General features: G+C 55.7%; 17 protein-coding genes and 1 pseudogene. 15 read left to right on the forward strand and 3 right to left on the reverse strand.

What is annotated here, in order from left to right; translation table 11 throughout:
- Positions 1–11: 11 nt before the first annotated feature.
- A complete protein-coding gene (locus BGIM_RS0108150; protein WP_020469296.1) occupies positions 12–2,852 on the forward strand; it encodes a hypothetical protein in 2,841 nt (946 codons plus the stop codon).
- Here BGIM_RS0108150 and BGIM_RS0108155 read toward each other — a convergent pair.
- The gene (locus tag BGIM_RS0108155) at positions 2,823–6,026 is read right to left on the reverse strand and encodes a UvrD-helicase domain-containing protein (protein WP_020469297.1); all 3,204 of its coding nucleotides are present in this window, start codon (positions 6,024–6,026) and stop codon (positions 2,823–2,825) included. The genes BGIM_RS0108150 and BGIM_RS0108155 overlap by 30 nt on opposite strands.
- Before the next feature lie 239 nt (positions 6,027–6,265).
- On the opposite strand from BGIM_RS0108155, the gene BGIM_RS49300 reads away from it, so the two are divergent.
- Positions 6,266–6,598, forward strand: coding sequence for a hypothetical protein (locus BGIM_RS49300; RefSeq protein ID WP_020469298.1), 333 nt, complete (start codon positions 6,266–6,268; stop codon positions 6,596–6,598).
- Positions 6,599–6,708: 110 nt separating this feature from the next.
- Here the strand turns inward: BGIM_RS49300 and BGIM_RS0108165 are convergent, their stop codons facing one another.
- The gene (locus BGIM_RS0108165) at positions 6,709–7,722 is read right to left on the reverse strand and encodes a WD40/YVTN/BNR-like repeat-containing protein (RefSeq protein ID WP_020469299.1); all 1,014 of its coding nucleotides are present in this window, start codon (positions 7,720–7,722) and stop codon (positions 6,709–6,711) included.
- A 365-nt stretch (positions 7,723–8,087) separates the two neighbouring features.
- Between BGIM_RS0108165 and BGIM_RS0108170 the strand changes: the two genes are divergently transcribed.
- From BGIM_RS0108170 to BGIM_RS57140, 9 genes are all read left to right on the forward strand, one after another.
- On the forward strand, positions 8,088–9,524 hold the full coding sequence (locus tag BGIM_RS0108170) for a site-specific integrase (RefSeq protein WP_020469300.1): 1,437 nt from the start codon (positions 8,088–8,090) through the stop codon (positions 9,522–9,524).
- 42 nt (positions 9,525–9,566) lie between these two features.
- A complete protein-coding gene (locus BGIM_RS0108175; RefSeq protein ID WP_157368670.1) occupies positions 9,567–10,217 on the forward strand; it encodes a hypothetical protein in 651 nt (216 codons plus the stop codon).
- Positions 10,218–10,299: 82 nt separating this feature from the next.
- Complete coding sequence (gene terL, locus BGIM_RS0108180; protein ID WP_020469302.1) at positions 10,300–11,760, forward strand: phage terminase large subunit; 1,461 nt, start codon at positions 10,300–10,302, stop codon at positions 11,758–11,760.
- Positions 11,761–11,782: 22 nt separating this feature from the next.
- A complete protein-coding gene (locus BGIM_RS0108185) occupies positions 11,783–14,158 on the forward strand; it encodes a phage portal protein (RefSeq protein ID WP_020469303.1) in 2,376 nt (791 codons plus the stop codon).
- A complete protein-coding gene (locus BGIM_RS0108190) occupies positions 14,151–14,420 on the forward strand; it encodes a hypothetical protein (protein ID WP_020469304.1) in 270 nt (89 codons plus the stop codon). The genes BGIM_RS0108185 and BGIM_RS0108190 overlap by 8 nt, the downstream gene beginning before the upstream one ends.
- The gene (locus tag BGIM_RS0108195; protein ID WP_020469305.1) at positions 14,407–15,198 is read left to right on the forward strand and encodes a hypothetical protein; all 792 of its coding nucleotides are present in this window, start codon (positions 14,407–14,409) and stop codon (positions 15,196–15,198) included. The genes BGIM_RS0108190 and BGIM_RS0108195 overlap by 14 nt, the downstream gene beginning before the upstream one ends.
- A 212-nt stretch (positions 15,199–15,410) precedes the next feature.
- Positions 15,411–16,823, forward strand: a complete 1,413-nt coding sequence (locus tag BGIM_RS0108200) for a phage major capsid protein (protein ID WP_020469306.1) — start codon at positions 15,411–15,413, stop codon at positions 16,821–16,823.
- A gap of 119 nt (positions 16,824–16,942) precedes the next feature.
- Entirely contained in the window at positions 16,943–17,722 is a 780-nt protein-coding gene (locus BGIM_RS0108205) for a hypothetical protein (protein WP_020469307.1), read from the forward strand.
- A 33-nt stretch (positions 17,723–17,755) separates the two neighbouring features.
- Positions 17,756–18,244, forward strand: coding sequence for a DNA N-6-adenine-methyltransferase (locus BGIM_RS57140; protein WP_020469308.1), 489 nt, complete (start codon positions 17,756–17,758; stop codon positions 18,242–18,244).
- 198 nt (positions 18,245–18,442) lie between these two features.
- Here the strand turns inward: BGIM_RS57140 and BGIM_RS0108215 are convergent, their stop codons facing one another.
- Complete coding sequence (locus tag BGIM_RS0108215; protein WP_020469309.1) at positions 18,443–19,213, reverse strand: glycosyltransferase family A protein; 771 nt, start codon at positions 19,211–19,213, stop codon at positions 18,443–18,445.
- Positions 19,214–19,247: 34 nt separating this feature from the next.
- Here BGIM_RS0108215 and BGIM_RS0108220 point away from each other — a divergent pair, with 34 nt between their 5' ends.
- From BGIM_RS0108220 to BGIM_RS67005, 4 genes and pseudogenes are all read left to right on the forward strand, one after another.
- Positions 19,248–20,105, forward strand: a complete 858-nt coding sequence (locus BGIM_RS0108220; protein ID WP_020469310.1) for a head-tail connector protein — start codon at positions 19,248–19,250, stop codon at positions 20,103–20,105.
- 187 nt (positions 20,106–20,292) lie between these two features.
- Entirely contained in the window at positions 20,293–20,598 is a 306-nt protein-coding gene (locus BGIM_RS0108225; RefSeq protein ID WP_157368671.1) for a head-tail adaptor protein, read from the forward strand.
- Positions 20,598–20,816: a hypothetical protein gene (locus tag BGIM_RS0108230; RefSeq protein ID WP_020469312.1), complete on the forward strand. Its 219-nt coding sequence runs from the start codon at positions 20,598–20,600 to the stop codon at positions 20,814–20,816. The genes BGIM_RS0108225 and BGIM_RS0108230 overlap by 1 nt, the downstream gene beginning before the upstream one ends.
- Positions 20,817–20,907: 91 nt before the next feature.
- A pseudogene (locus BGIM_RS67005) lies at positions 20,908–21,103 on the forward strand (ISL3 family transposase); the annotation flags it as partial.

Below are 21,103 nucleotides of genomic sequence, written 5' to 3' on the forward strand. Positions count from 1 at the left end.
ATGGTGTCCCCTTGCGGTTTTTGCTCTCCCCCTATCGGCTGCCCACCCATCACCAGGTTTATTTGAACGAAGACGAGATGGCCGCGTGGCTCAACGCGATCATCGCCCTCTGGCACCCCGCGTTCATCTGGGGGACGGATGCGCCGCCGAAGGTAGATTCGGCCTATGAGCATGAGCAACCGCAACCCGGCCGGATTTATGTGCTGCCTGATTCGCCTCCGCAGTTTCTGCCGGACGACTGGAGCGACCGGGTGCGGAATGTCGGGGCCATCAAAATGCCGGCCCACACGACTCGCGAAGCAACCTTGGGTTCCTTCAAGGAACTCCTGTGCGAAGCCGCCACGACTGAGGAGGGAAAGTCGCATTTCGACAAGCCAGAATTCGCCCGCCTCCTGGACTTGCCCGACGACCAAGTGCGGCCGTTCTTCGGGTTGGCCTTCGGTTACATCATGATCGATTCGCTGTTCGAGGCGATGGATCATGAAAAACTCCTTGATGTCAGCGGATTCTGGAGCGACATCCAACAGGGCATTCAAGCAATTCTTGATGGCGCCGGAGCCGAGACCATCGATGGCCATCTGAAAAACGCGACGACGAAACTGCTGTCGGCCCGTGAAATTCTGTATTCCGTGAACATCCATTTGCTGGATATTTGGGATCTTCGGGAATTTAACCTCGATCATCTTCCCCCGACCGGGTTCACCCAGGGAAATCCGCTCAACATCATGATGACCGGCCGGACCGTGGAGCGGTTGGCCAACGAGCAACCCGCCTTGCTGGCCGACATCAAAGCCAAACTGGACGAGGCCGTTCAGCCCCCCGTTTTGGAAATCATCGGAGGCATCTATCGGGAGCGAGAAGACGCCATTTTGCCAGTCGAATCTCAACTGTGGAACATGCGGCACGGGCGTGAACGCACAAAGGGTCTGCTGAACACCAATGTGGAAGTGCTGGCCCGACGCCAATCGGCCGGGCATCCGCAAACACCCGCGTTCGTGCAACTAACCGGATACCGCCGGGCGATGCTGACACCCTTCGACGGGGCCATCACTCCCAACTACCGTTCAACAATCGTCAATTGGACCTCCCCGGATGGCAAATCGGTCGATGCCTTCACCCGCGTGCCCGCGTCGGCGGCAAAGGCCGAGACGTTCTTCAACCTTGTCTACACGCTACACCAATCCATTTCACAAGACAGCGCCCCAACGCTCTCCCTGATTCATGATGGTTCCCCGGCCCAACCCTTCCACGGCGACTGGCTGGCCCTCTGCAAACTCGGCCCGGCGCTGGGCGAATGGACGACGTTCTCCCGCTATTTCAGCGACGCTTTGGCCGGGGAATATGTCGGCGTTTCCAATCCTGATGACTTCTTCACCGATTATTTGGAACAACGGGTGAACGCCCGGCGGGCCGACGTGGTGAGCGGATTCGCACGGCAAATCCGTGACCGTCGCCAGATCGACACCGGGCTGATCTTCGCGGCCATCAACCGGGTGATGAGCGGAACCCCCTTCGCAGACGAGCAGGCCAGTCGTTGCGAAACCTTGAAGTCAATTGAAACGAACCGGGAAAACACGGGTGTGGATGGCATCATCGGGGAAGAATTCCCGGCGATTGCCGATGCCGAGCGATATTGGGCGGGCCAGCTGGCGGCCCGGTTGCAAAGCCGGGCGGCGGCGAACCAGCCGGGTTATCTCCTGCTTAATCCCTGCTTGTTCACCCGGCGCGTGGCCTTGGAATTGGATCGCACCAACGGAAACGTGCCGGTCGCCGACCCATTGAAGGCCATCCAACTGGATGCGGACAAAACCCGCTGCGTAGTGGAAGTTCCCCCGCTCGGGTTCGCATGGATTCCATCGTCCGGCAATTCGGCGGCCCCGAAACAACGTATTCGGATGGCCGATGGTTTTACGGTGCGGAATGAGTTTTTCGAGGCCGAACTCGACCAGGTGACCGGCGGCTTGAAGAACCTCCGCGACTCCAAGATGCAAATGCCCCGGTTGGCGATGCAACTGATTTACAACCCCGGTAGTCGCACGGAATGTCGCGGCATCGAAGTCACCCACAACGGGGCGGCGATGGGAGAAATCGTCAGCCGGGGGGTGATTTTCAACGAACAAAACCAAGAACTGGCGACGTTCTCGCTGCGCGCACGGGCCTGGTTAACGCGACCGCTGCTGGACTTGCGAATCGAAATCAAATCCAGCCACAAGCCGACGGGTTATCCTTGGCATTCCTACTATGGGGCGAGATTCGCATGGCGTGACGAGCGTTCCGCTCTTCTGCGCGGCGTCAACGGAGCGTCGATGCGAACGGATCACACCCGGCCGATGTCCCCCGATTTCGTGGACATCCGGCTCGGTCGCTCCGGCACAACCATCTTCACCGGGGGCTTGCCGTTTCATCAACGTCAGGGGACGCGGATGCTCGACGTGATCCTGCAACCGGAGTGCGAGGAAACCTCTGTCTTTGATCTTGGCATCGGGATTGACCGGGAATACCCGATGCAAACGGCCCTCGGCTATGTCTCCCCGCTGACGGTGATTCCCACGACCAAGGGGCCGCCGCACATCGGCCCGTCCGGCTGGCTCTTCCAACTGGACAGCCCGAATGTGTTAATGCTCGGGATGCGCCCGGCTTCGGACGGGAAGCGAGCGTTCGTGGCCACCTTCATGGAAACCAGCGGCGTTCACGGCGGCTCCGCCCTGCTCCGTTGCGTCCGCGATCCGGTGTCGGCCACCATGCTGGACGGGGACGACAATGCCTCCACCGGCCTGACAGTCACCGGGGATGCCGTGCAACTGGATTTCGCCGCCGGGGAGCTATTCCGCATCCGTGTTGATTTCGAGTGAAAGAGACTTGAGCCATTTCCCGGCGGCCGACTTCGCGTTGGCTGTTGTGACCGGCTCAAGAGCACCGGTTTCGAGATTCAACAAACAAAGCGGGCCAATTCCCTTTCCATAAGTGGCATTTTCCATCGCCTTGGCGGCCATGCCGAGGCGAATCAATCCGCGTTCCAATCGGTCAATCACCAACACAGTTTCCCCAATCATCCCATCGGTGATGCCTCGGATTTGAATCTGATGCGATGACATTTGATGACGAAAAACAAAGGGCGCCGGATGCAAATCCGGCACGCCGACCAATCCTTTTTGGGCGGTCGATTCTGCTGCTGTCGCCGGTTCTCGCAGGTTGGCCAAAACTTCCACCATCTGCTCGCGGTCAATGGTTGATTCATCCGAAATGGCCTCCTCGACGAAAATCGCCCGCTGATATCGCGGTTGATTCCGGGCCGGTGACCGGTGATCGATCAACGGGGCTTCAACTGGTTTTGCCCGCCGGGTTTTGGGCGGTTCCATCGTGAGTGTCTCTTGCCGGACACTCACTCGTGGTGAATTCTCCAAACCGAGCGACCGGTCAAAGCATTCGCCGGTTCGCAAATGAAATCGCTCGTTGAGCGTTTCAATCCAGGGATTTTGCACCTTGATCGACAAAGGTTGATCGTCCGGCGTGTCCGTCGGGAACGGTTCCGCGAATGATCCGGACAGAACCAACAGATCCTCGGCCCGTGTGGCGGCCACGTAGAAGACTCGTTGTTCTTCCTCAAATTCAGCCATGTTTTCCCGGACGGAGGCAAGTTGATGAACAAATTCCCCGAATAGCAGGGGCTTTTCATCCGGCGGCTTCACTACGCACCCCAGACGGCGATCCCATCGGACCTTCCCCTTTAATCCGGCATTCTTCCGGGCCGCGATGTCCGGCAGAATCACCACCGGAAATTCCAGACCCTTCGACTGATGTACGCTCATGAGGCGAATCACATCCGCGTTCTCCGGTTGTGTCGCCGCCTGCTCCTCTCGAAGTTCCCGCGAGACCATCGCCGAGAGTTGCCGGATGAAATCGGAGAGATGAAACAATCCTGTCCGGTCGAAGTTCCTCGCCATCTCAATCAGTTTCCAGAGGTTGGCGAGTTTGCGATCCCCGAGTGTTTCAAATTGCAAGGCGGCATCATATCCCGCATCGCTCATCACGCGATTAAGCAAAGCGGTCATCGGCACGCGGTCCTTCAGGCTTCGCCAAGTCGCCAGCCAACCGGCGATGCGCTGCGTCCGTTGCCGTTGTTCCGACGAGAGTTCTTGCAAAGCCTCGGCCGCAAACATTGCTTCCCAAAGACCGGCCGAATGCTGCCCGAGAACCAGCAAGGTTTCGTCGCTCAATCCGCCCAATGGTGAACGCAACACGCCGATCAGGCTGATCGCATCATCCGGGTTTTCCAGCGATTTGAGCAAATTCAGGATGTCGTAGACCTCCTGCTGAGCGAAGAAGGCCCGCCCGCCGACGATGTAATAATCCAACCCCTCATCCCGCAGGGCCGACTCATACACCGGCACGTTGGACATCGACCGAAACAGCAGAACCACATCCCCCAATTTCATCGGCCGCAGAGTGCCATCCTTTTTCTGTCTGACCATCGGCCGTTGGTCCTGCAACATCTGGCGAATCCGTCTGGCGACGGTTTTGGCTTCCAGTTCCCGAAGCTCATCGGCCTTCGCCCCCTCTTCTCCGTGAATGCTCCACCAAAACTCTACACAAGGTTCATCGTGAATTTGCTTGGAAGTGGTGGTCAGCGGCTCGTAATCCGGAAACACCGGGGAAAACAGGGCGTTGACGAAAGTAAGAATCGCCGGTTGCGACCGGAAATTTGCCGAGAGTGGCAGCCGGTTGGATTCAGGAACGCTCTGCCGCAACTGGCCGAACAGAGCCACCTCGGCCCCGCGAAACCGATAAATGGATTGCTTCACATCCCCCACCGCGAACAGTCGACTCTCCATTCGCGGGTCGCCGGTGAGCAACCGGATGACATCCATTTGCACCTGATCGGTGTCCTGCATTTCGTCGAGGAGCAACCGCCGATAGCGTTCACGCACCCGTTTCAAAATTTCCGGGTGTTCGCTCAAAAGCCGCAAGGCAAGGGCCAGCAAATCGTCGAAATCCAGCACACCCGCCCGGCGTTTGGTCTCTTGAAAATCTCGACCCACCCGGAGGGCCGCCCGCACAAACCGCTGGGCCACCTCCGCAATTTTGGGGATGTTGTCCTGCTTGAATATGAGCTTTCGGAATGCCTCGTCCAAAGCCTCTCGGAACTCTTTCAATGCCTCCAACATCATCTGATAAACTTCGGGCGATCCCCAAGCCTTTTCTTTTTCCCGGTGAATCATCGCCGATTCACGAATGACGGCGATATCGTTGTCCACGGTGACAGAGTGGCCGATGCCCGCTGATTTTTCCAGCAACAACAAAAATCGTTCTCGAATCTTTTCATGCTTGCAAGGCGTGTCCCGGATCAATGCCTCCGCTCGTTTCCAAGCGGGATGAGAGGCAAAAAATTCGCGAACGGATGAAGCCAACAACTCTCGATGAACCTCGCCCCACTCAGCGGCAATGTCCGTCGCCGAACGAGAAACCCATGTTTCCCAGGCGGGAAAATCCCGTTGGTTAATCAACCCGGCGACACACCGCAACACCTCCGACCATCCGTAAATCACCACCAACCGACGGCAATCCTCTCCAACGGAATCATCTGCAATGACCAAATCCTGCATGGATTTACGGATGGCGTCATCCATCAGATTGACGCTCAGCATCTCCTCCAAAATCTCGAACTGGGGGTCAATCCCCAGCACAATGGCATGTTGCCGGACGAGATTGCCGCAAAACGAGTGAATGGTGGTGATCGTCGCTGATTCGAGTTCGCGAAGATGCTCGTTCCACTTGGCGGTGGGCTCCTCAGTCATTTTCTCGCGAACAGCTCTGCGAATACGCCCCCGCATGTCACGGGCGGCTCGCTCCGTAAAAGTGATGGCCACAATCTCGCCAACAGAATGATCCGCAAGATACCCCAAAAACCGGCGGGTGAGAACAAACGTCTTCCCGCATCCGGCCCCCGAGGAAAGCACCACCGACCCGGCCGCCTCCAAAGCGGCCGCTTGCTGTGAAGTCGGCGGGACGGGTTTGGAGGAAGACATCAGGTGAAAATCTCGCGGGCCGGAAGAAAACACAGATCAATCTTACTTCGACCCTGCCGAGCGAGGATGGACACAAAATCACACGCATGCGAACGTGCAATCGAATTGCGCCCTGATGCTGGCGGTTCATCCTTGGGTAATGGTGGTTTTCCGAGAACTTATGTCGGAAATATCTCGACTGGCTCGTTAATTGCACATTATTAATCGTCTGCACAAAGAATTTTTTTAAGGAGCCTATCATGCGAAAGTGGATCGTTTCCGCAGCCGTGGCCACGCTTTTCATGGTCACCGGCCCGTCGATCTCGAAGGCCCAAGTCTATACCCAAGCCACCATCGTCACCCAACCAACTTATGGTTATGGCTACGCGCCCGTCTACAACACCGTGCCAGCCTATTCCTACTCGTCCTATCCCGCTTACGGCGGGATTTCCATTGGAGTTAGCGGTTACCCCAGTTATGGTTACCGGCCCTACTATGGGGGTTACGGTGTTGGCTATGGATCACGATATTATGGGGGCTATGGCGGATATCGCGGGGGATATTATGGCGGCTTCCATGGCTGGCGCCGTTAATCTTGCTTGATGAAGAATCGAAAGAGCCGCCGGGTTGCTCCGGCGGCTTGTTTATTTCCCCAATCCAAGCACAAGCCTTCCCGCCCGCACCAACTTCAACGGCTCATCAGTTATTTCACGAACTTCGCAATTCTGCCTTTCGGTCCCGCCGCCCATCCTTCTCCGGTCGGTGAAAAGCCAACGGTGTTGTAATTTTCATGGTCGAGGCTTTTCCAAGTCACGCCTCCATCCAAAGAAGTGTGTGAGCCTGACGTGCCGACGGCAACCCAACGATCCTTTGACCATGCGACGCCAGAACAAAATGGCAATGACTTCTCAACGAGTTTCCACGATTTGCCGCCATCACTCGTGACCGCCGCGTTTGCCCCGGTGCCTTTAGGCTTCCGATAGTCGCCGCCGCTGATGATTCCGTTGTTCTGGTCCCGAAAGCAGATTGAAAAAGCCCCGGCTGATTCGGCCCCGGCGATCAATGGCGTCTCGACTGAAATCCAAGATCGGCCGCGGTCAGTGGAGTGAAAAACCCTTGTAGTCTTGGCTCCGCCGGTGCAAAACCAAACGTCACTTTTGCCGACAGTGACGAGGCAGGTTCCGCTGGCGGCGAAACAGCTTTCCTTTTCAAGAGCCAACGGCAGGCTCTTCTCTGGAAGGAGTTTCCAAGTCTCCCTGGCATCATCAGTGAAGATCAACTGAAAGCGACCCTTCACCGGATCCCCAAGGGCAATGCCGTTCTTCTGATCCCAAAAAGCCATCGCATCATAAAAAGCCGCCGGGTCGGAGTTTTTAAATCGCACCGCCCAAGTTTTGCCTCCGTTGGTCGTTTTGTAAATCCGGGACTTGTCACCTTCGCCGGCCGCGAGCAGACAGGCCGTTGATCCCCCAAATGCCTCGACATCGCGAAAGTCGAGTTTGTCCGCGTCGGGCACCGTTCCGACTGACCAGTTTTTGCCGCTGTCCGTGGTTCGACCATACGTTCCCTTCGTGCCGCTGACCCAAACGACATCCGGACTTGCCACGCAAAGCCCGCGGAAATCTGCGTCCGTCTTGATGGACTGTTGTTGCCACTGAGCCAATACAATCGAATCGCAGAGCATCAGAAGCAAGAATGATATTGGCAAAAGTTTCATGGCTGTTCTTTTCCGAGTTCAAGACAGTGAGACTGCTTGGCTGGCGATCACGCCGATCCAATGATATGGGATGATTTGGAACAATGGATTACGGGATTGCAGGACGAGGGCGTTTTGATGTGTGTGAAATGAGCTTATGGCAATGAGAAAGTAACTTTTCGCTCACCCCAAACCATTCAGAGTTTGTCGCAATTTACAGGTGAAAATGAGAAGCGGGATACGAGAGTCGAACTCGTCTCACAGCCTTGGGAAGGCTGTGAGATATCGATTTTCCCGGTGATTTCGCATGTCTGCGGCCAAATTTTCCCCTAAAATGACCCCAGATTTGGCCGCAAAATTTGGCCGCAAACAGGGGTTAGAATATCATGCCACGCAAATTTTTGATGAACGGACAGTTCATCAACCGCCATGCCCGATGGCGTAAGACCTACAAGGGCCACGAATACTCGGTGACCTGCGCCGAGCTCGGACTTCCCGAATCAGAATGGAGTGAACTCGGCAGCTACCAAGCCGCGAATACTTGGTGGCTTGCAAAGCGGGCTGAAATCGACACTCAGCCATCAACAAGGCCGCTGCCTCCTGAGACCGAAGATGTGCTTCGGTCACTGAAAGCCAAGCGGAAATTCGCCCAGCAGGAAGGGCTTCCAGAATCATCCACCTACGAAGCGGCCTTGAAAGAGGCCGAAGCCGAAATTGAATCGGGGGAAATCGACCTCCCTGCCATCGACCCCATCACGGTCAAGCGGCTTCAGCTTCTTCAACAGCTTGGGGTCAAGCTGCCTGAAGATCTTGACCCGACCACGCTGGACGCGGTCTTTGGGGCAAGTGATTTGTGGGCTGATCGTTTTCGCCGAACGGCGGAGGTCGAGCAATCGAAGCGAATCGGCACTCACCTGAATGATTGGTATGGGTTGGTCCACCGTCGAGCCAAAGCTTCCTCAATGGTCAACATCGCCGGATACATGAGAGAATTCCGCGAACTTCATATGGGCAAAACGATTGTTCTTCATGAAGAGATGTCAGTCGATGTTTTGAGCGAGGCTAAGTTCCAGCAGGTTTTTCAAGCCATTGATTTTCAATCACTGGCCCCCGCGACAAAAAAGAAGAAATGGATGTTTTTCAAATCGTTTGTCAGTTACCTGACAGAGCAAGGGGCAATCACTCCATTGAAAAACCTCCGGTCTAATCTGTTCATTTTCAAGGTCAATCCAACTAGCAAGCCTTCCCCGGTGATTGCAGAAGTCCAAGATTTTCTGGCTGCCCTGCCCGACCGCTTGAAACTTTACGCGATTTTGGCTTTGAATTGTTCCATGAATAATATCGACATGGCCTACCTCAAACACGATCAAATTGACTGGGTACGAGGCACATTGACTCGTAAGCGGATCAAAACCGAGTCTTCGGACAAGGTTCCTCTGGTGACATATACACTCTGGTCAGAAACTCTGCGTCTTCTGAAGCAGGAGATGAATAATAAATCTCAATGGGTGCTCACCTCAAAAACTGGCGAATGTCTGTATGTGTCGTCGAAAGGTTCTGGATCTGCCAAGCCTACCCACTACGACCGAATCAAGACTCAATGGCGTGATCATTTTGGTCGGGGAGAGGCGAAGAAATACACGCTCAAAGACTTCCGTTTCTTCGGGGCAGACCTTTTGAAAAAAACACCTTATCAAAGTTTGCGTGAGGTTTATTTGGGACATGCTCCCCGTGGCACGCTGGAGAAAAACTACGATTCGGACACATATCTGGAAGAAGCCTCCAGATATGTGGAAAACTTGATTTTCCCGAAGCAGGGATAATCTGAGCAACCAGCCTGCCCTTGTGGCGGGCTTTTTCGTTTCATGCCCTACCTAACCGGCATGACAGCCGAAACCCCGCAGCCCGAGCCTCTTGAAGCTCCTTCAACTGAGCCCACCGCTCCCTCGCCCTCCACACCCCAAGCCGCTCCACCAGCCGCTGAACCAGAGCCCCGCGTCAACAAAAGTGCTCTGGTCCGCGACGCAATCCGCAGGCATCCCGAGTGGACCTACGCCCAGATCGCCAAATGGGTCGAGAGCCAAGCCGGTTCCTCGGTCACAAAATCCACCATTCACCGCGCCAAGCAAAGCACCGGCAGGATCAAGGGCCGTCCCCGCAAGCACGGCGCGGGGTTGAGCGAGATCGCCTCGAGAGGCTTCGACACCGTGAAACTGGCCGAGGCAATGAGTCGCTCCGTGACCGCGACAGACATCAACCTCATCACCCGGCGGCTGGTCACATTGGCCTCTGAAGGCGATCTCAAGGCCACGGAACTGCTCTTCAACAGGCTTTGGGGCAAACCGAAAGAACATTTGACCAAGGAATCGACGACCACCTCGATCAACATGGCTTCACTTTCCAACGACGATTTGGATCGGTTGGAGCGGATCATGAACGACCACGCGGTCGCTGGTGGGCCGATTCTCGACGCTGAAATGATTTCTGAAAACCCGGAGAACAGTGCCTCGGCCTAACCCAAAATCAATTCACCAACTCCCGTTCACCGCCAGCGAGTTGACTGGCGAACGCTGCGCTCGCTCCCTCAAAAGATTTGTGATGCAATTTTGGGAAGTGCTTGAGCCTTCCAACAGGTTCAACGGCGGTCATTCCGAGTGGTATGTGGACGCGATTTGCGATCACTTGAGCCACCTGTTCGAGATCAAAAGGCTGCTGGTCAATATCCCTCCGCGACACACAAAATCACTTTTGTGCAGCGTGTTTTTCCCTGTTTGGCTCTGGCTCCAAGACCCGACCTTGAAAGTGCTTTGCTGCTCCTACTCCCTTGGTTTGGCCAAGGAGTTGAGCATGAAGTCGCGGCGACTGGTCGAGTCCCCACTCTACCAGAGGTTCTACTCGGAAAAGTTTCAGCTTGAGGCCGACCAGAACACGCAACTCAAGTTTTCCACCACCAAGACGGGCTACAGGCAAGCGACCAGTATCGAGTCCGGGACGCTGGGCCTCGGTGGCGACGTGATTATTTTTGATGATCCGAATGACGTTGCATCCATCAACTCAAAGTCCGAGCGGGACAAGGTCACGACGTTTTGGCGGGAAGTGCTGAGCAGTCGTGTGAACAACCAGCCGGGAAAAACGGCGAGGGTCGTTGTGCAGCAGCGGTGTCACCCGGAAGACTTGTCCGGCTACATCCTTGAACACGATTGCGGGGAATGGACGAAGCTGATTTTGCCGTTTGAATTCGACAAATCGAGGAGCGTCACGACGAGCATCGGCTGGTCTGATCCTCGCCAGAGAAACGGCCAGCCGCTTTCTAACCGCATCCCGTCAGATGAAATTGAGATTTGGAAGCGGGAAAAGCGGAAAGCATGGAGGGCGCAGTACAACCAAGATCCTGCTTCTGATGATGGAAGCCACTTCAAGCGGGAGGATTTTCGCTACTTCACCGAAGACGACGACAACTACTACCTCGGCGAGCGGGTGGTGAAGAAAAAGAACTGCTTCCGGTTTGTCAGTACCGACTTGGCAATCAGCCTCAAAACGACCGCTGACTGGTCCGTCTTCGCTATCGTGGACATTACTCCTGACGGTGACCTGATTGTGCCGAGGTTGAAGCGGGACCGGCTCACCGCTGGCCAACTTGTCCAGACCTTCAAAAGCGTGAACGAAACATACAAGCCAGCTTACCATTTGGTTGAACAGGTTGGCTTTCAAGATTTTGCTATCCAGCAATTGAGGGCCGAGGGAATCACCATCAGACCCGTCCGACCCACCACCGACAAGCTCACCCGCTCCACCGACCTGCAAGTGAAGGTAGAAGCGGGAAGGCTCTGGCTCCCAGAAAAGGCCGACTGGACCAAGGGCTTGGAGGACGAGTTGATTGGGTTTCCCAACGGGAAAAACGACGATATGGTCGATACCTTGGCATGGGCCGCTCAAGAGGCCACACGCAAGGCCCGTAAACTCTCCAAGCCTACCGAGACGGTCCCGTTGGATGGAGCCGCCCGCGAAAAGTGGATGGCTGACCAGTACAGCGAAGCCATCCTCCAAGGGCTGTTCTGATCGTCCACGCTCTACATAGGGCATGTCTGATACGCCTGAAATCCCCAACAAATCGACCAAGCCTGACCAAGTCAAACAGAAGCTCTTTGGGCCAAACTGGCGGTCACTTGGCGGCAAACCGCAGGGAAGTTACGACGCCTTTGGTGGCCAACCGGAGCCGGGAAAGGCTGATCTCGTCGCGGCCTATTCAGATATCGTCTACGCGGCGATCAAGTTAATCCAGAGAAAGATCTCAAGGGTCAAGCTGCGGTTGTACGCCACCACGGAAACCGGCGAGGCGCGGCCCAAGTGCAAGACCACCTCTGTCACTTGGAAGAACCTCAAAAGCATCAAAGCCAACAAAAGTATCAGCTTCAGCACACAACTCGGCGAAGTGGTCGAGCATCCGCTTCTCGACCTGCTCGACAAAGCCAACCCCCAGCATAACCGGGGCGAGTTGATCGGCATCACGCAATTGTTCCTCGACCTGACAGGCAACGCCTACTGGCTGATCATTCGAGACGACTTTGGCTTGCCACAGAGTCTGTATCCGCTCCCGTCACAATGCGTTGAGTTGGTACGGGACGAAAATCAGATTGTCCGAGGGGTGAAGTATTACGAGGGAGAAAAGGAGTACGACTACCTCATTGAAGACATCATTCACTTCAGGGAGGACAACCCACTCGACGTTTACGGCGAAGGTCACAGCCCCGTGAGGGCCATGTGGCAACGGATTCAGGTCGGCTGGAAGGAAATCAGCTACCTCGATAACACCCTCAGCAACAACGCTCGGCCTGACGTGATGGTCTCGCCCAAGAGCGAGCACGGATTTGGTCAGGACGAGGCGGAGCGGATGGCCAAGGACTTCGGCCATCGGTTCCGAGGTAGCGGCAACGGCGGTGCGTTCATCGCCACAGACCCGGTGGACTTTGAGATTTTGCAGTGGCAGCCCAAGGATTTGGCCGAACTGGAGTTGTACAAGAACCTGAAGATCTCGATTCTCAACGGCTTGCACATCCCGCCCGAGTTGTTCGAGATCGGCGAAGCCAATCGAAGCACCGCCGAAGCCGCTTTGTACTCTCTTTATGCAAACTGTATCCGGCCTCGGATCGAGTTAATCGTGGACAAGTTGAACGAGAAGCTCGTTCCACTTTACGACAAACGGTTGTTCATTCATTTTGACGAGGTGGTCCCCGAGGACAAATCATTTGACCTTCAAGAGCGCGATATGCTTTTGAAAAACGGGGTGATCACGAGATCAGAAGCGAGGCGGTTGTACGGATTTGAAGCATTCGATTGGGGCGACGAGCCTTTGATCCCCTCGGGGATGCTACCAAGCGCACCAGCATATTCGCCGTCCCCAATGCTCGCCGACGACCATCAACAGGCCCCGGCAGTCGCTGCCCCGGCCACTCCAGCCGCTCCAGACGGCCAAGCCCAACCGGCTGCCGACTCCCTCAGAGCAACTGTCGGGGGAAGCCAGCAGGTTATGGCGATGCAAGCGGCTTACTACTCCGGGCAGCTTCCCCGTGAGGCTGCCGTGGCCAACGCGAGAATTATTTTCGGCTTCACGGAGGCCGAGGCCGAGGCATTGTTCCCCGAGATCAAGCCGCAAGTTCTGGCTCCGGCGGCAGCAACTCAAGAGACTCAAGTCCCTGAGAAACCAGCGGCAAAAGCCATTTTGCCCCCAATGAGAGACAAAGCCCCTGACCCGCTGGTGCAGGCGATCAATGAGTTTTTCGCACATCAGCGAGCGACGGTTCTGGGCCAGAAGAGTTTCACTGACGACATCGAAACAAAGGCTTTCCCTGACGGCGGGTTCTTCGACATCGACAAATGGACCGACGAAATGTTTCAAAGGATGCTTCCGGTGGTCGAGATGTTTTACGACCACTCGGCTGGTGAAACGGTCGCAAGGCTTGGTGGGGACGCTGGCTTGCTCAAGGTGGTCCAACCAAATCTCAAGGAGGCTCTGAGCAAGGCGACGTTGCTTTTTTGCCGAACGACGAACGAATCCACTTCTCAAGATTTGACCAAAGCCCTTGAAGACCTTCGGCAGCAGATTGCCGAGGGACTTGAGGTTGGAGACGTGAAAAATGCCATGAAAGACAGGGTTCAACAGGTTTTCAACGGCCTCGACAACGAACGCGCGTACATGATCGGCCACACCGAAGCCTCTCGTGCGCAACATGACGCCATGATGATCACGGCCAAAGAGTCTGGAGTTGCCAAAGCCAAGCGGTGGATATTGTCGAGCGACGCTTGCCCCACTTGCAAGCCACTTGCGGGGAAAACAGTTGGCCTTGACGAGCCCTTCGTGGTGGACGGCCTCGGTGCTTACGGGGAGATCAATTCACCTCCGAGGCATCCGCTGTGCCGATGTGCGATGAGTCTTGTGACGGAGGGTGTCAATGATTGAGGCAACCTGCCTGCGAAGAAAACGGATTGAGGAGAAACTGCCGGAAATCCTTGATCACCTTCGCCAAACCATCAAGACTTGCGGCTCGGTGGTGGTCTGCGGCCAGCGAATCACGGCGATCTTGACTGATGAAACGGGCGAAACTGTGGTCGAGATGGAAGATGCCGACACCGGCGACACGTCCATCGAAAGGCTTTTACAGGAGCTAAATACGGTTGGCGACGACCAAAAGTCAGGAGACACACAGAATGACGACCACTGAAGGCCCGCTCGGGTTTCCGATGAGTGATAAAGCGGCTCGCGCACTCGACGGGATCATGAAGGGGCTGTCCAAGGACTGTGTTTATCGCAAGGCGGCGACCATCGCCGAAGATGTCCAATTGATCCCCGGCGAGCGAGCGGACATTAGCCTCGTCTCGGTGGAAAGTCTCGACCGCCAAAACGAGGTCGTCATCGCCAAAGGCATTCAATTGGACTTTTTCCGCGAAAACCCGGTCGTGACTCTGGCCCACAAGTACGACGAGCTTCCGGTTGGAAAGTGCAAATGGATCAAGCAAGTTCAAAAAGGGCTACTCGCCAAAACGCAATATGCGCAACGACCTTCTGACTGGGAAGGCCCTTGGTTGCCTGACGCGATCTTCTCGATGACTCAAGAGGGTATCTTGCGCGGCAAGAGCATTGGCTTCCTCCCGACCAAGATGAGAGGACCGACCAAGGAAGAGATCAGTCTTCAACCCACATGGAAAGACTGCAACTGTGTGATCGAGCAATGTGTTTTGTTCGAGTATTCGGTGGCTCCGGTCCCCTGCAATCAGGATGCTTTGGTCACGGCGGTCAGCAAAGGCTTTAGTCTCGATCCGGGTATCGCGGAGAAGCTGGGCCTCAAATGGCCCGAGGTGAAACAACTTCCCAAAGCTGCCCCAAAGCGGACCTCATTCGACACCGACGCTTTCATCAAAGCCCTTGATGAGATCAACTTCGACGAGAACGTGATCGCCCAACAGATCATGACCCGGATCAAATCGCGCGGAAAAGTGTGATCGAATCCACTCTATATCAGTGTCCATTTTCTCTTTCGACGCGCCCCGTCTGACTCGTTGTCAGGCGGGGTTTTTTCGTTTTTGAACAGTACATACCCGCAAGTTGGACGAGCTTTCACGACGCAGTCGGTGAGCGGCCTTCGAGGTCGCACTGGTGGAATCGGGAGGAAGTACCAGCGACCAGATGTTGGTTTTTCCACTCAAGAGGATCATTGTCACTCTCTGTTTACAAGTTGACCAAACCGTTCGGTGATCTCACCGAGGGCCAGATTGTCCACCTCGACCCTGATGAAGCGGCTGCCCTGCTCGACGCGGGCTTGATCGAGGAAGCCAGTGCCGAGGATGTTGGCGGCGGCGAAGAAGAGGCTGAAGGCGGCGAAAGTCCGATGGAGGACGCGGCCCAAAATGCAGTCAAGCGGCTGACCAGTCGCCTTGAAAAATCGGTTGCCAAGGCGACTGAAAAGGTCGCGGCCAAGTTCACTTCACCGACTGCTCAGCGACCGAGTTTCGGGTCGGTTCCGGCCACGATCAAAGAGCCGATTTTCAAGTCGTTCGGGCACATGCTGCAAGCGCAGTACAAGGCTCATCGTGGCGATCAGCGTGCCTCACGGATGCTCCACGCATACGAGGAAGAGTTGCGACTTAAGGCTCCACTCGGAGCAAATGAGTCGGGTGGCGGCGGCACGCAGGGCGGTTATGCGGTCAAGCCGGAGTGGTACAACCGGATCTGGGACAAGGTGCGAAACTACCCTGATTTGCTTGGAAAAACCGAACAAGTCAACATCAACTCGAACACCCTGAACATCCCGGCAATCAACGAAACGAGCCTCGCCAACGGTTCCCGGCATGGTGGAGTCCAGTCCTACTACGTCGGCGAAGGTTCGACGATCACCTCGTCTTATCCGGCTCTGATGCAGGTCACCGCCTCTCTCAAGACGTTGTGCAGCTTGGTCTATGTGACCAACCAACTGCTCCAAGACTCGAACATTGAGAACTTTGAGACCTTCATTCGGGACAAAGTGGCTTTGGAGTTTGCTTGGCAGCACAACGACGCCGTGATCAACGGCAGCGGTTCTGGCCAGCCGACGGGGATTCTGAACCAAGCGGCTTTGGTGACCGTGACCAAGTCGAGCAACGACGTTGCCGCGATGTTTGGCTTCGACGACCTTGCGAATATGTACAGGGCTCTGTATCCCGGCTCGCGAGCCAATGCTGTCTGGATCATGAACCCCGAAGCCTACTCGGTGTTCCTGCGACAAGTTTTTGTGACGGCTACCGGAACGGCGACCTCTTATCCGGCTTTCGGTGGTGTGTCCTTCAACATTGCCGACGAGTTTCCGATGCGGATTTTCGGGAAACCAGTCATCGAGTGCATGAACTGCCCGCAGCTTGGCCTGCCGGGCGACATCATCCTCGCTGACCTGTCGCAACTGGTCACGGCCCAGCACCCCGGACTTGAAGCGGCGATCAGCACGGAAATCCAGTTCACGACGCTGCAAACGGCTTACAGATTTGTGCGCCGGTTCGACATCGTTTCGCCTTGGACGGCGGCTCTGACTCCGGCTGACGGAGCGACGAAATACAACTACAGCCCGTTCATCGTGTTGCAATCTCGCGGGACGTGATCTGAAAGTTGCTGGATGGCAACTATCTATGGTGACACAGTCAGACCCTGCTGTTACCTGAGCCCACCCTATGTTCTCCGCATGGGGCGGGTTTTTTCGTCTCGCCGCTTACCTACCTCATGACCCAACCAACCTTTTCTGTCGCTCATGGTGGCAATGCCGGTGATCTGATCTGGTCCCTCCCCTCAATTGTCTCGCTGCTGGAGTTGCGGGATCTGAAGACCTGCACCCTGCTTCTGAAGGCCGACCAACCCGCCCGCTATCATCCCGGCATGAATCACCCATGCGGCCAGTACAAAATGTCGCGGGCATTTTGCGAAAGCCTCATCCCGCTCCTGCGACTCCAAGCAGTCTTTGAAGACGTGAAAATCTGGGACGGGGAGTCGATTGACCTCGACCTCGACTTGTTCAGGTCATCGGGATTTTCCCATGATCGAGGGGACATCGGCCAATACTACAGCCACGTTTGGCCATGCCTGCCAAAGCTATGGGAGAAGTGGCTTGACGTGGAGCCAGACCCCAAGGCCGAGGGGATGATTTTGCTGAACAGGACGGAAAGGTATCTGAATCCCAAGATCGAGTTCAAGTGGCTGGAGCGACTCAAAAACTTGGCTTTTGTGGGGCTTGATGCCGAATTTGCAGCCTTCAGAAAAAAGCATCGGTTGAACATCCCGCACATCAAAACGAGGACATTCCTCGATTTTGCCCGGAAGATTGCTGGTTGTCGCATGTTCATTGGCAACCAGTCTTCCGGCTTTGCCATTGCTGAGGGGCTTAAAGTCCCAAGGATCTTGGAAGTGTTTCCGTCAGCCCCCAATGTGCAGCCGCATGGTCCCGGTGGCTGGCAGTTTTTCAATCAAGAGGTGTTTGAGGCACTCGTTCACCGACTCGCTGCCTGACCACAAATCGATGTCATGCCCGGTACATACCGCATGGCATTTCACTCGATTTCGATCAACGACCAGCACAAAGAGATCAGAGGATGTTGGCGAACCTCTCCGGCGGTCTTCAACAAGCTCGAAGGCATTTTCGGCTTCACAATCGACGCTTGCGCCGACCGGGACAATCACTTGCTGCCTCGGTATTGGACCGAGGAGGACGATGCGCTGACGCAAGATTGGAGCGAAGAAAGGGTCTTTTGCAACCCGCCGTTTGGGATGGCCGCGAAAATTGTGCCCAAGGCCAGAACAGCGAAGCTAGCTGTCATTCTGCTACCCTTTACGGTTCTGGTCTCCAAGTATTTCAGTCAAAACCCGCCTGATGTGTTGCTGCTCCCGCCGACTCGCTGGAAGTATTTGCCGCCTCCCGGCTTGCCCTCGTTCACAAATAGCCCGCTTGGGACAGTGGCGCTCGTTTATGGCCCGTCGCCCCACGAAATTGATGATCTGAAGGTGCTCGGCAGCGTGTACAAACTCACCTGAGCAGGAGAAAAATGAACGACCAGATCCGAGACTTGTTTCGAGAGTACATGACGGTCACCGGCAATTTTACCGAGGCCGCAGCTTCACTTGTCCTCGCTCATGTCTTGGCCGGTTTCGACGTGCAAATTGACGAGGCCACCGTGAAGGATGTCCCCGCGACCCCCATCAACCTAAAGATTTCCCTCAACGGCCAAGACATCACACCTGAGCCGGCAAAGGAAGCGGCTGCCGAGCCGAAGTTGTGTCGCTGCCCGAGTTGCAATAGATTTTTCGGAAGTTCGAGTATGTGACTGTGTCCGCAGCCCCGATCCATCCTCTCAAAACTGCCATGCCGGGATCAGTTGACCCGTCGTCAGTATGGCCAAGCCCCAACCCCTTGGCCCCCGGCATTTGTTTGAAACCCACTTGCAAGGCACGTTGGTCCTCGGCCCGATTGGGAAGCAAAGCACATTTCACTCCCGACCCTTCGGAAGTTGCTTCTGCCCACAAATAGCTGTCGATGTACACCGACTTGAAAACTCGGCAGCATCGCTCGATCTGGGGCAACATCGACGACCGAAATCCTGTCGAAGCGAGGCTCGCGTGGGAGGTATTGTGCATCTGAAAGAACTTGAGCGGCGGCAATTTGTAGTAAAGATTTCCCCTGACGCCGACCAAATCGACCACATCAAGCATCTCGGACATGGTCTGGATGAAATCGCCGTGATACCAGTCATCGTCCTCGGCCACCAGTACCTTGTCGCCGTGGATGAGGGGCAGTCCCGAGAGCCAATTTTCGCAGATACTTGGCAGCGAATCTCCTCCCGGATGACGTTGGAGAACTGTCTGGCCGAGCGAGTATTGGTACGGCACGGTTCCATCATTGACGACAATCCACTGGTCGGGCTGAACGGTTTGCCGGACAATCCATCGTTCAAGCAGGGAGAAACATTCCGGACGGTCGCGTGTGGTGGTGACAAGGGTGAGCATGGTTTAATTAGAGTCACGAAAAGTAAATACTTTCATGGCCCTGATCCCACTCCAACGCGCTGTCGAATTGCTTCCCAACTTCAGCGACGCCGACTCGGCAACCCTGTCGTCGATCATCAATGCTTGCTCGGATCTCATCGAGAAGTTCTGCAACCGCAAGTTTGCCGTCGCCAGTTACGATGAAGTTTACGACGGGAATGGAAGCCGTGAGATGAACATCCTTCTCAACAACTTCCCGGTCGTCTCGGTCTCACGGGTCGCCTTGTTCCTGCAAAACGTCTTGATGGTTCAGAACACCGACTCCTCCCAGAGCATTGCGACCGTCCGGCTCGACGCCACCAGCCTCTATCTGGCTTGGGAAACCAATGGGGTCGCAGGTGCGGCGACATTGCCCTTGGCCTCCTATCCGACCTTGGCCAGCTTGGCGACGGCGATCTCGGCGGTGAGCGGCTGGACAGCGGCTCCGCTGGGCGACATTTTCGGGGCCTATCCCAGCAGCTTTTTGCGGGCTCCTCAAGGGGCCTTCGATGTGCGATGGACCGGGTCGTGTTACTTGAAGCTCCATACCTACCATCTGCCGAGTTTTGAGCAAAATCCGGCAATAGGCGAGCTTGTTTTGCCGACACCGTTCAGCGGGTATCAGAGCGTTCGGGTGGTGTACTCGGCTGGCTTCCCGGAGATCCCAGAGCCTGTCCAGCAAGCATGTGCGGAACTGGCCGTCATGGTGTACCAAGGTCGCGGCCAGAACCCCAACTTGGTCAGCGAGAATCTCGGCGGTTATTCGTACACCCGCCAGACGGAAATGAGTTTCAAAAACCTGTCAGCGGCCTCGGCGGCTGCTTTGGCCCAATTTAAGAATCACAGGGTTCCAAGGTGGAGAGTTGGGGCTTAAAGAGGAGGAAATCATTCTCCCTCTCTTCTTGGCTCTTCTCTCATTTGTGTCATCCGATGAGCCAGAAATGATCGTTTCACCCGTAAATTTACGATAATTTCGGTGGTTTTGAAATCGGCCCGAACCCCCCTCCAAAAAGTATCAGAAACAGGGGGTCTAACTACCCCATATGTCGCTTGAAAATCTCATGACCCATTGCGTGGATGTCAAACGCCCAACCCCCGTAAAAGGGGCTTCTGGAGGTCAGACGGACACGCTCGTAACCATCCACAAAGACCAGCCCGTGTCGATCCAGCCGGTGAGCACCTCATGGCTGGTCAGATACGCGCAGCGGCACGTCGATGTGACGCACAGCCTTTACTTCAACACCTCCTTGGACGTTCTTACCGGCGACCAGATCGTCTACGGGACGCGGACTTTCTTCGTCGAGGGCAAGCGAGACCTTATCGAGCTTGGCAGGGTGACGGTTGTCGATTGCCGGGAGTTGCTCTAATGGCGATCCAATGGCACGGCGACGCCTTCCTTGAGGAACAACGAAAAGTCCTCGGCGACAATCTTGAGAAGGCCGCGATCTACCTCGTCGAGCAGGTCAAGCTGAAGCTAAATACAGCCCAACCCTACAAGCGGTCAACGAACCACGCGATCACGACCCACCATGACGGTAAGGTCACCGACACCAAAAAGCGGCACCGGAACAACAAGGGAATTTAGGCTCATCCGAGAAGTTCGTACTCAGGGGTTGCCAAAAAAGAGGAGCATGCCGTTTCATGAAAGGTAACCACACCATCTTCAGGAAGCCGGCATGTCCTCCACGCTACTGTATCGTGTTTTCGGTGTTCGGGACTATCAAGTCGTTCGGACCTCCTCCGCCGAGGGCGGCCTGACCCTTCATCTCCGGCAGGATCCCGCCCATGACCGCTGTTCGTCCTGTCAGTCCGCCAACGTCATCCGACGCGGGGTCGTGGAACGCACCGTCCGCACCCTCCCGGTTGGCGGCA

The organism is Zavarzinella formosa DSM 19928 (genome assembly GCF_000255705.1).
In the GTDB taxonomy this organism is placed as follows: Bacteria; Planctomycetota; Planctomycetia; order Gemmatales; family Gemmataceae; genus Zavarzinella; species Zavarzinella formosa.